This is a genomic window from Phenylobacterium sp., assembly GCF_035569475.1.
Lineage (GTDB): Bacteria > Pseudomonadota > Alphaproteobacteria > Caulobacterales > Caulobacteraceae > Phenylobacterium.
Window position 1 is genome coordinate 1 of sequence record NZ_DATMNA010000106.1, and the last position, 11,787, is coordinate 11,787.

The following is an 11,787-nucleotide window of genomic DNA, read 5'->3' on the forward strand; positions in this document are numbered from 1 at the left end:
GTCGCTGCAGGCCCTGCTTGATGCGACCCTGCAGGACTTCGCCGCCATCTACGACCGCCTGGAGCAGGCCGGCGACATCCCCATCGCTGAGATCCTGCCGACCGACCGGGTCTTCACCCGCGGGTCCCAGACCTACGCCGCGAAGCGCGCGGCTCAGTAGTCGCGCCGCCAGCGTACCGCGAGCCGCCCGTCGCCCTGCCCACCGACCCGGCTTAGGATCGACAGGTTGCGCTTCACGCGCCATTCGACCTGCGCCGCGCCGCCGTCCCGTCCACCGCCGGTCAACTCCAGATAGACGTTGTCTGTCAGATATTTGCCGCCGGATATGCTCATGGCGCCCGAGGTCGCGTCGCCGCCGGCCAGGGCCAGCCGGTCAAGGCCCGCGAAAGTCCGCAGGTTGCCGATCACGTCCAGCCCGCCGCCGCCGGCCAGCGAGGTGAGCGCCGAGGCCAGTTGGGCGGCCTCCAGCGGCGAGAGCTGCGAGGCCGTGCGGCCGAACAGCACCTGGCTCAGCACCTCGTCGTTGGGCAGGCTCGGCGTCGAGGTCAGCGTGATCTCCGGCCGCGCCGCGGTGCCGCGGATGCGCACCGAGGCGGTCAGCGTCGGGTCGTCCCGCGTCGCGGTGAGGTCCAGGCGCACCTGCTCGGCCTTGGTCGACAGATAGACCACGCTGGAGGAATCGAATTCGAAGCGCTTGCCGGCGAAATCGTAGTCGCCGCGCACCACGCGCGCCGTGCCGGTGAGGTCCGGATGGCTGGTGGAACCGCGCACATGGGCGTCCAGCGACAGCTCTGTGTCCAGGCCGTGGCCCTTCAGGAAAATCCCGCGCGGGGCCTTCAGCGTCACATCCAGCGCCCAACCCGCTCCGCCCAGGTTGGCGGGCGGCAGGGAGGCCGGCAGGTCGCCCGGGCGATGCCTTTCCACCACATCCATGACCACCACGCCCGACGGCGTCGGCACGCGCGCGGCCACGTCGGCCCGGTCGATGGCCAGGGCGCCCGAGAGCCTGACCTTGCCGTCCGCGGCGCGGTCGATGGTCGCCCGTCCGGTCGCCGAGGCGGTGGCCAGGTCGTTGTCGATCAGGCGGAAGCCCTTGAGGTCCAGCCGGAAGCTGGAGGCGCCCTCACGCGCCAGGCTGATCACGCCCGTGCCGGTCAACGCGCCGCCGTGCCCGTCGACGCCGCTGGCCTGGGTGATGCTGACCGCCTCGCGGGCGAAATCGGCCTTCAGCGCCACGTTGCGCAGCGACAGCCCGGTCGCCCCGTCGTCGAAGCGCCCGTCGGCGATGCTGACCTGGCCGGCGGCAGTCGGGTCGTTCAGCGTCCCGCCCAGGGTCCCCTCGGCGATCACCTTGCCGGCCAGGCTGCGCTCGCCGCCGACCAGCAGGTCCCACAGCGGACGCACCTCGCCCTGGGCGGCGAACCGGCCACGCATCGGCCGCTGGCGCGCGATGGCGATGCGGAAGGGCGCCGCCGAGGCCTCGGTGGGCAGCACCACCGCGCCGTTGGCGCTGAGCCCCTGGGCGTTCTGGGCGGTCATGTCGAGAGACAGGCTGTCGCCGGCCAGCTTGCCGTGGATCACCCCGTCGATCCCGGACGCCGCGGACGTCCCGCGGCCGCGCGCGCCGGAGAGCCTGGCCTCCAGCGTCCCGTCCAGCCTCGGCCCGCGGCCCTGCAGGGTGAGCGTCGCATCCGTGCGCCCCGCCAGGTCCTCGTTCAGCAGGCCGAGCGTCAGGCCGGTTAGCTGGGCGCGCACGTCGGTCCCGGCCTCGGTCAGCCGCCCGTCGAAGTCGATGCGCCCGCCGTCGGAGGCCGCCAGCTTGAGCCGCGCGCTCTGCTCCGGCCCGCCGAACCGCAACTGGGCGGTCTCCAGGGTGCGCAGTTCGCGCCCGCCCAGCCGCCCCTGGCCGTCGAAGCTCGCCGCATAGCCCGGCTTGGCGTCGGAGAAGGCGCCGCGCCCGTTCAGGCCCCAGGCCCCGCCGTCCGACACGCCCGTCGCCTGGGCCTGGTAGGGCAGCCGCGCCATCGGCCCGTCCGCCGTGATCTTGGCCGCCCGCACCGTCACGGCCGATCCGGGGAAACGGGCGTTCTCGGCGGTCAGGTTGGCCGTGGCCCGCGCGCCGCCCGCGGCCTCGGCGAGCCGCACCGTCCCGGCGATCCGCCCAGCGTCCAGGAACGCGCCGCGGGTCACGGTCAGCTCTAGGTCCGCCGCCGACGGGGCCTGTTTGCGCAGCGACAGCGATCCGGACGCCTTCACCCCGCCCGCGTCCACCGAGAGCGCGGTCAGGTCGAGCCCGCCCTCGGGGAAGCGGAAATCCGAGCGCGCCCGGGCGGGGCCATATTCACTGGCCGCAGTGAGCGCCGCGGTCCCGCTCGAGCCGTCGGGCTTGCGCAGGAAGCTCAGCGTCAGGTGGGCGTCCTTCAACGCCAGGCGCGGCGCGTCGATGGACGCCAGGTCGGCCTGCAGGTCCGCGCGGGGTGAGGCCAGCGTCCCGGTGATCGCCCCGGAGCCCTTGACCTTGCCGGCCACCTCCACCGGCCCCGCGCGGAACGGGCCTTCGGCGCTCCAGTCGAGCTTGAAGGTCAGGCCGCCGTCGGGCGCCAGGACCCCGGCCGTGGTCGCATTCAGCGCCGCCCCGTCCAGGCTGGCGGAGCCCACCGCCAGGCGACGGCCCTGCAGGTTGGCCTGGGCCTTCAGCGCCGGCTTGCCGCCCAGCAGCCGGTCGAGCTCGGGATAGCCGGTGGCGAGCTTGTCGCCCCGGGCGTCGAGGGTGAAGGTCCAGGGCTGGCCGGCCTTGGCCTGGGCGGCCGACCAGTTCGCCTGCGCGGAACCGGCCGCCCCCGCGTGCGCCGACGCCAGGTTGGAAACCGCCGCGCTGCCCTTGAAGGTCAGCCCGCCCAGCAGGCTGCGCGCGCCGGTCGCCTCCGCCTTAAGCCCCGCGCCGGCGACCTGCAGGTCGCGCAGCAGGAGCCGCCCGTCCGCCAGCTTCGCGCCGTCCAGGCTGGCCCTCGGCGCGCCGCCCAGCATGGCGGCCAGATAGCCCGTCCCATGGCCGCCCGCGCCGGCGAGCCGGGTCTTGACGTCCCACTGGCCGTTGGCCTCGACGACCTCGACCGGCCCCGCGATCTGCGCCAGGCCGTAGCCGCGGAGCTCGGCCTTCGACAGCGCCGCCTCGCCGGCGAAGCGCCAGACGGGCTTGGCGCCGGGAACCTGGGTCACCCGGCCCGCCAGCCGCGCCGCGCCCATGGCGGGCCCGCCGGTGATCCGCGACAGGGCGGCCGTCTGGGCGGTCAGACCCAGGCCCTGCGGGCCGATCCTCCGCTGGCCGACATCGCCCAGGCCCTGGACCCGCGCCGACAGGTTCTCCGAGGCAACGCGCCCATCGAGGGCGAAGAGGTCCGGGCCGGCGCGCCGTCCGGCCAGGACGAAACTCGCCTGCGGTCCAAAGCGGTCGGCGTAGCGCGCCGTCAGGGCCGAGGCGGTCAGCGACACCACGCCGCGCGCCACGCCGCCGTCCTTAGTCCACGCGCCCTGGGCCTTCAGCGGCCGCGCCGTGCCGGAGCTGGCGACTGCGGTGAACTGGCCCGCCGAGGTCTTGCCGCTCGCCGCCACCCGCACCACGAACGGCTGCCGCGACGGCAGGCCCATCGCCCCGGCCAGCGCCCCGCCCTGCGCCTCGACCCCGTCGATCAGCACCTTCAGCGGCCGGGTCTTGGCCACGTCGTAGTCGAGGTTCAGGTGGTCGCCGGGGTGCAGCAAGCTGGCGGCGCGCGCGACCCCGCGCTGGTCGCCGTTGCGCTCCACGTCGAGGTTCAGCGACAGGTCATAGACGCCGCGCTCGTAGCTGAACTGGGGCGCCAGCTCGACGCGGGCGTGGGCCCGGTCGATGTGGAAGGAGACCGGCAGGCCGGTGTCCTCGCCCTTCTGGGTCAGGGTCGGCCGCCGCAGGATCTTCAATGCCTGGACGTCGATGTTGCTGGCGTGGAAATTTCTCCGCAGGAGCTGGGCGTAAGTCCATGTCATGTGGAGGTTATCCGCCTCCAGCCACGGGCCGCCCTCGTCGCTGACGACAAGCTTGGCCACACGCACGTCGCGCCAGATGTCGCCGCTCAGCCCCTCGATCTTCAGCCGACCGAACCGGCCGACCTTCAGGCCATCGGCCGCCGCCTCTATCAGCAGGCGCGTCTGCGGCAGCAGGACCCCGTAGCGCGCGCCGACGATGGCCAGCAGGATGAACGCCAGGACCGCGAGCGCTGTCGCCACGATGGCCTTGGGCAGGGCCGAACGCCGTGCGGCGGGGATGTCGGCGGGGTCGCTCAAAAGCTCTGCCCGATGCTGACGTAGACCTGAAGCGGCGCGCCCCCGCGCCGGCTGGTGACCGGCGTGGCCAGGTCCACCCGGATCGGCCCGAAGCCCAGATTGTAGCGGACGCCCAGGCCCGCCCCGATGCTGAGATCGCGATAGCTGGGGAACTGGGCCCCGCCGATGGCGCCGGTGTCGATGAAGCCCACCAGGCCCCATTTCGCGTTCAGCCGGTGGCGCACCTCCAGCGAGGTCTCCACCAGCGACAGGCCACCTTCGGGCGTGTTGTCCGCCAGCCGCGGCCCCACCTCCTGGAAGCCGAAGCCCCGCACCGACCCGCCGCCGCCGGCGTAGAAGCGCTGCGGCGCGGGAATGTCCCCCACCGCGGCGTTGAAGATCGCGCCCAGGCGGACGCGGGCCGCGAGCACGGTGTCGCCCCTGACGTCGAAGGGCAGGTAGCCGGAGAGCTGGCCCTGCAGCTTCAGGTACGGCAGCACGCCCTGCCCGGTCAGCAGGGTGGGCTCCATCCGCGCGCTGATCCGCCAGCCGCGGGTCGGGTCGAGCGGATCGTCCGAGCGGTCCAGCGCCGCCTCCCCGAGCCCCGCCAGGGTGACAAGGTCGCGCCCCAGCGGGGTCAGGGTCTGCAGCCCGAGTTCCGCCGTGCGGCTGGCGTCGATCGATCCGCCCCAGGTGACGTAGGTGCCGGTGAGCCCGAAGGTCGCGTTGCGGCCCCAGCGATGGGTGACGTCGGCGCTGGCCATCACCCCTTCCTGGTCATAGGCCGGCGTATTGGTGCGATAGACCGCCGTGCGCACGGCGAGCGTCTGCTGCGGCGTCAGCCAGTGCGGCAGCGACAGGTCGAGTTCGACACGGCTGTCGATGTTGGAGACGCGGCCCAGCACCGAGAAGGTGTCGGCCCGGCCGAGCAGGCTGTAGGCGATCCACTTGGCGTCCAGGCCGAGGCCCTCGGTGGTGTCGTAGCTGGCGCCCAGCTCGATCGTGCGCTTTTCGCGCTCGGCCAGGCTGACCACCACCGGCCGCAGGCCGTCCGGCGTCACGTCGGTCGCCGGGGCCAGCGCCACGGTGACCGACTCGTAGACCCCGGTGTCGAGCAGCCGCCGCTCCAGTTCCGCCACCTGGTCCGGATCGTAGGGCGCGCCGTGCCGCCACGGCGCCAGGTTCTGCAGCCATTGCGGGTGGGTGCGGCCGTTGCTGGTGACCTGGAGGGAGTCCAGGTGGACCAACGGCCCCGCCGCGATCCGGTAGTCGGGGGTCACCGTCTTGTCGGCGTGGTCGACCACCACCTCGCGCGGCTGGGCCTTCGCGTCAGCGTAGCCGCGCTTCTGCACCGCCCCCAGCACGCGGCCCTCGGCGGCCACGACATCGGCCGCGCGCCCCGGCCGGCCAGGCGTCAGGGCCAGCGCGGTCTGCGCCGCCGCCATGGCCGCAGGGTCGGGCGTCGCGCCGATCCAGTCGATGTGGGCGGGCCCCAGCACGAACCGCGGACCCGGGGCGATCTTCACCAGCGCCCTGGGCGCATCGCCCTCGCCCACGTCGGGTTCGACGTCGTAGGCGTAGTAGCCTTCGGAGCGCAGGACGGCGATCGCGTCCTCGGCCGCCTCCCGCGCCCGCCGGCGCGCCTCGAACCGGTTCTCGATCGGCCGGTCGGTGTCGCCGACGGCGCGGGCCACCTGCGCGCGCAGTTCGGGCGGCAGGGTTCCCTCGATCTGGGCCTTGGGTTCAGCCGCCTCGGCCGAACAGGCGAGCCCCTGCAGGCAAAGGGCCGCTCCAGCGCCGACGGCGTAGACAAGACGAGACAAGCTCTCGAATCCTCTCCCGCCCCGTCCAGGTGTAACCGCCGCCCACCGGGCTGTCACCCGCGCCGCCGGCCGGGCGCCCAAAGCCTGGGCAGTCGCCTTCGGCGAGGCGCGCGGCGGACGAATGGCCGCGCCCATCTTCCGGTCAGGGCTTAAGGGCCTTAAGGACAAAGGGCTGGTAAAAGGGACGTCGCGCGTGGAGTTGCAGGCCGCCAAGACCAAGGCTGCGGGCCAGGCGCCCCCCATGGCGGCCCAGGCCCTGCCCTACGACGAGATGCGCGACGCCCTGGGCAAGGTGCGACCGCACTACGCCGCCCTGGCCGAGCGCATCGACACCCTCAGCCCCGACGAGCTGGCCGAGCGCCAGAAGACCCTGGAGCGGTTCTTCCTGCTGCAGGGCATCACCTTCACCGTCTACGGCGCCGAGAGCTCCACCGAGCGGATCATTCCCACCGATCTTCTGCCCCGCATCATCGCGGCCGAAGAGTGGAAGACCATCGACGCCGGCCTCACCCAGCGCCTGAAGGCCCTGAACCTGTTCCTGGCCGACATCTATTCCGGCCAGCAGATCCTGATGGACGGGGTTGTGCCGCGCGACCTGGTGCTGAACGCGCCGTCCTATCGGCGCGAGATGCAGAACCTCTACGTGCCGCACCAGGCCTACGCCAACGTCTGCGGGTCGGACCTGATCCGCCAGCCGGACGGCAAGTTCGCGGTGCTGGAGGACAACCTGCGGGTGCCCTCGGGCGTCTCCTACATGCTGGCCAACCGCGAGGCTTCCAAGCGGGTGTTCCCGGGCACCTTCCGCGGCGCCGGCGTGCGGCCCATCGACCGCTACCCCGACCTGCTGCTGACCACCCTGAAGAGCATGGCGGCCGACTGGCGCCCGAACCCGCAGGTCGTGGTGCTGACGCCGGGCGTCTACAACTCCGCCTATTTCGAGCACGCCTATCTGGCGCGGCTGATGGGCGTGCCCCTGGTCGAGGGCCGCGACCTCGTGGTGCACGACAACATGGTCTACATGCGCACGACCACCGGCCTTCGGCGCATCGACATCATCTACCGCCGGGTGGACGACGACTTCATCGATCCCCTGACCTTCCGGCGCGATTCGGGCCTGGGGTCGGCGGGCCTGTTCAACGCGTACCGGGCCGGCAATGTGGTGATCTGCAACGCGCCCGGCACCGGCGTCGCCGACGACAAGGCCGTCTACGCCTACGTCCCGGAGATCATCCGTTACTACCTGGGCGAGGACGCCATCCTGCCCAACATCGAGACCTTCCTCTGCCGCGAGCCGGCCCAGCTCGGCCACGTGCTGGCCAACCTCGACCGGTTCGTGGTCAAGGCGGTGGGCGCCTCGGGCGGCTACGGCATGCTGGTGGGGCCGCATTCCACCAAGGCCCAGCAGGACGAGTTCGCCGCGGCGCTGCGGGCCGATCCGGACAACTACATCGCCCAGCCGACCATCCAGCTCTCCACCGCGCCCTGCTTGATCGACCACTCCATCGAGGCGCGGCATGTCGACCTGCGCCCCTTCATCCTTTGCGGCGAGAAGGTCGTGGTGACGCCCGGCGCCCTGACCCGCGTGGCGCTGCGCAAAGGCTCGCTGGTGGTCAATTCCAGCCAGGGCGGCGGGTCCAAGGACACCTGGGTGCTGACGGACAAGAAGGATCTGCAGCCATGATGCTGGCTCGGGTCGCCGACAGCCTCTACTGGATCGGCCGCTATGTGGAGCGGGCCGAGCACCTGTGCCGGCTCTCAGACGTCATGCTGACGGCCACCCTGGACCGCACGGAGTCGGCCACCCAGATCGCCCGCATCGCCCTGGCCGCCGTCGGAGACCCCGACGACGCCGTCAAGGCTCGCAACCCCTACGAGGCGGCGCTGGCCCTGGTGCTGGACCGCGAGGACCAGGGCTCGGTGGCCAGTTCCCTGGCCCGCGCCCGCGAGAACGCGCGCCAGGTGCGCGACCAGATCACCACCGAGACCTGGGAGCGGCTGAACCTCATCCACCTGCGGATGAGCGACCCCAACGCGGCCCGCGCCTTCGCCGACGGCTCCCAGGCCTTCCTGCACGACACCATCGCCGACCTGCACCTGTTCAAGGGCGCCGCCGACGCCACCATGAGCCACGGCGAGGGCTGGCGGTTCCTGCTGCTGGGCGTCTACCTGGAGCGGGCCCAGTTGATCGGCGCCCTGCTGGAGGTCTGCTTCGGCGACCGGCGCCACCGGGCGATCGCCGACCATTCGGCGCTCACCGGCCTCTTGCGGATGAGCTGCGCGCTGGAGCCCTACCTGCGGGTCTACACCGCCGACATGCAGCCGCGCTTCATCCTGGAGTTCCTGCTGCTGGACGAGGACTTCCCCCGCTCGGTGCGGTTCTGCACGGCCCGCATCGAGGAGCACCTGACCTCCCTCAGCCGCCATGTGGAGGCCGCCGGCGTCTCCGGCCCCGATCGCCTGGCCGGGCGGCTGCGCGCGCGCCTGCAATACGCCGAGATCGGCGAGGTGCAGGCCGGCGGCGCCAGCGCCTTCCTGGGCGCCGTCCTGGACGAATGCGCCGCAGTGCATCGCCAGGTCTACGAGACCTTCGTCGCCTACACCCTCGAACAACGCCTGCCCGCGTAAGGACGAACGCCGTGCTCCTCGCCGTCCGCCACTCGACCCGCTACCAGTACGACGAGCCCGTGCGCGAGAGCGTCATGGAGCTGTGGATGCAGCCTCAGAAACGCGCCCACCAGCGGCTGATCAGCTTCGAGCTGGAAATCGATCCTGCCGCACAGCTATTCTCCTACGCCGACACCTTCGGCAACGCGGTCTATCACTTCGATATCCCCCAGCCGCACGACCGGCTGACCATCACCGCCCGCTCGGCGGTGGAGACCGAGCCGCCGCCCGCCTTGCCCGACCACCTGGACCGCGGGGAGTGGGATCGGCTGAAGTCGGACTTCGTGCGGGGCGAGCACTTCGACTACCTGCACCCGCACGGTTTCGCCGGCCCGACCGAGGCCCTGGCGGCCTTCATCGCCGAGCGGAACCTCGACGAGCTTCGGGTCCGCGACCCGCTGAGCGCGGTGTGCGACCTCAAGCACGTTCTCTACGACGCCTTCGCCTACGAGGCCGGCGTCACCCGCGCCGATTCGCCGATCGACGATGTGCTGAAGGCCCGCAAGGGGGTCTGCCAGGACTTCGCCCACGTGATGATCGCCATCTGCCGCGGCTGGGGCATCCCCGCCCGCTACGTCTCGGGCTACCTGTTCACCGACCGCAAGGCCGGCGACCGCTCCGACCCCGACGCCACGCACGCGTGGGTAGAGGTTTTCCTGCCGAGCCTGCGCTGGGTGGGCCTGGATCCCACCAACAACATCCTCGCCGCCGAACGCCACATCGCCTGCGCCGTGGGCCGCGACTATTCCGACGTGCCGCCCTCGCGGGGGGTCTACAAGGGCGAGGCGGAGAGCGAGCTGGCGGTCGGCGTCACCGTGCGCAAGGCCCGAGCGGCGGTCAGCGAACCGGAGTTTCTGCGGATCTCCCAACCGGCCCCGCGCCCCGGCCAGCGCCGCAGCCAATACTCCGGTCTCGCCTACGATCAGCAGCGCCAGCAGCAGCAGTAGCCCGCCCGGCGGCTCCGGCCGTTTTGGACAACCGCGGGTTGGCATAAATTCTTCATAAAATTTCGACCGGACCGTCACGGTCGCTGATTACCGCAGCGTCACATTTGTTGATGTGGGGCGCGAAAAATGGCGATTCAAAGAACCCTCTTCCTGGCGGCGGCGTCGGTGTTCGCCCTCAGCGGCGCGGCGAGGGCGGCAGACGTCGACGGGGCCGCGCCAGCGGCGTCGGGCGACAGCGCGGTCAGCGACCTGATCGTCACCGCTCCGCGGGAAGAGAACCAGGCGCGCCTGCGCCAGGAAAAGGCGCAGAACCTGATCGACGTGCAGTCCGCCGAGACGATCGCCAAATACCCCGACTTCAACGCCGCCGAGGCGCTTGGCCGGATTCCCGGCGTCTCGCTCTCCAGCGACACGGGCGAGGGCCGCTTCGTCAACATCCGCGGCATCGACGCGAACCTGAACGGCGCGACCTATGGCGGCGTGGTCCTGATGAACACCAACGCCGGCGGAACCGCCGCAGGCGGCGGCGGCCGCGCGGTGGAGTTCGACACCATCCCGACCGGCGCCATCGACGGCATCGTGGTCACCAAGACCCGCCTGCCCGAGCAGGAGGGCGAGGGACTCGGCGGCACGGTCGAACTGACCCCCCGCAGCGCGGCCCACATCACCAGCCCGTTCCTCGAAGGATCCCTGGGCTGGGGCTATGAGCCGCTGCACGGGCACACCGGCCCGGTGAACGTGGAGCTCGCCGGCGGCGCGCGATTCGGCTTCGGCGAGCATGGCCTGGCCATCGCCGGGGACGGCCAGGCCGAACCTGTCGCCGCGGGCTGGATTTCCAACCCCTACCCGTTCGCCTTCGTCCTCAACGCCTCGCGCAAGGACGACCGGCGCGCCGTCGACGACCTGGAGGAGAGCTACGTCGACGCCAGCACGCCGCCGACCGACAAGACCGCCCACCAGTACGACTTCCGCCGGTACGACTACCATCGCCGGCGCTTCGGCTACGGTGGCGAGTTCGACTTCCAGCCGAACGACGACCACAGCTACTACGTGCGCGCCAGCGTCGCCGGCTACATCGAAGCGGTGCACAAGAACTTCCTGCTGCTGCGCAACATGGACAGCGGGACCAACGCCACCGGAACGCAGATCCCCAATCCGAGCGATCCCAACGGCTTCCTGACCACGACGACCCCGGCGATCACCCTCACCGACGAGCAGGAGACGCACCGCAACCAGGTCTACGCCATCGGCGGCAGGGACCAGTTCGGCGATCTGGCGCTCGACTACCGGGCCTCCTACAGCCGCGCCACCTTCGCGGTCGGCTATAACTTCGGAGCGACCTTCAGCGGGCCGTCCGGGACACCGGTCGCCTACAACAATGTGAACGACCCCAACTTCCCGACCTTCGCCTTCGTCACCGACGCCACCCATGCCACGCCGTTCAACCCGAACGACGCCACCCAGTACAAGCTCACCAAGATCAGCAATTCGTCGGAGTTCGACGTCGACCAGGAATTTGCCTACGCGGTCAACGCCTCGACGCCCGTGCACCTGATCAATGACAGCGACCGCGTGAAGGTCGGGCTTGAGGCGCGGCTGAGGGACAAGGTCGTCAACCCGATCGTCTTCAGCGGGATCACGGCGCCGTCGATCCTGCTGTCCACCGCCTCGGGACCGGCCAACACCTACTACGACGGGCACTACACCAACGGCCCGTTCATCGACCGCTACGCGATCCGCAAAATCTATAACGGCGAGACCACCATCACCTCGGCGACCGATCCGAACGGCTATTTCGAGGCCCAGGAAAACATCTACGCCGGCTACGGCCAGTACACGACCGACATCGGCCCGTGGAGCTTCCTGGCCGGCGCGCGTGTCGAGAACACCCAGGGCAAGTACACGGCCTTCGTCACCAAGGACAGCAACGCCCCGGTGCTTTCCAGCCGGACCGCCGACTACACCGACGTCTTCCCCACCGCCCAGGTGAAGTACACCTTCTCGCCCGAGCTGATCGCACGCGCGATCTTTTCGACCGGCATCGCCCGGCCGGG

General features: G+C 71.3%; 6 protein-coding genes. 4 read left to right on the forward strand and 2 right to left on the reverse strand.

Translation table 11 applies throughout. From position 1 onward, the window contains the following. Positions 1 to 153 precede the first annotated feature (153 nt). Positions 154 to 4,320, reverse strand: a complete 4,167-nt coding sequence (locus VNW53_RS17040; RefSeq protein ID WP_325557041.1) for a translocation/assembly module TamB domain-containing protein — start codon at positions 4,318 to 4,320, stop codon at positions 154 to 156. Further along, positions 4,317 to 6,122: an autotransporter assembly complex family protein gene (locus VNW53_RS17045; RefSeq protein WP_325557042.1), complete on the reverse strand. Its 1,806-nt coding sequence runs from the start codon at positions 6,120 to 6,122 to the stop codon at positions 4,317 to 4,319. Before VNW53_RS17045 ends, VNW53_RS17040 begins: the two co-directional genes overlap by 4 nt. 241 nt (positions 6,123 to 6,363) lie before the next feature. Between VNW53_RS17045 and VNW53_RS17050 the strand changes: the two genes are divergently transcribed. From VNW53_RS17050 to VNW53_RS17065, 4 genes are all read left to right on the forward strand, one after another. Next, complete coding sequence (locus VNW53_RS17050; RefSeq protein WP_325557046.1) at positions 6,364 to 7,803, forward strand: circularly permuted type 2 ATP-grasp protein; 1,440 nt, start codon at positions 6,364 to 6,366, stop codon at positions 7,801 to 7,803. After that, positions 7,800 to 8,747, forward strand: a complete 948-nt coding sequence (locus VNW53_RS17055; protein ID WP_325557043.1) for an alpha-E domain-containing protein — start codon at positions 7,800 to 7,802, stop codon at positions 8,745 to 8,747. Before VNW53_RS17050 ends, VNW53_RS17055 begins: the two co-directional genes overlap by 4 nt. 11 nt (positions 8,748 to 8,758) lie before the next feature. Then, the gene (locus tag VNW53_RS17060) at positions 8,759 to 9,733 is read left to right on the forward strand and encodes a transglutaminase family protein (RefSeq protein WP_325557044.1); all 975 of its coding nucleotides are present in this window, start codon (positions 8,759 to 8,761) and stop codon (positions 9,731 to 9,733) included. Positions 9,734 to 9,859: 126 nt separating this feature from the next. Next, positions 9,860 to 11,787, forward strand: a 1,928-nt coding sequence (locus tag VNW53_RS17065) for an outer membrane beta-barrel protein (RefSeq protein WP_325557045.1), incomplete at its 3' end; no start/stop codon positions are given.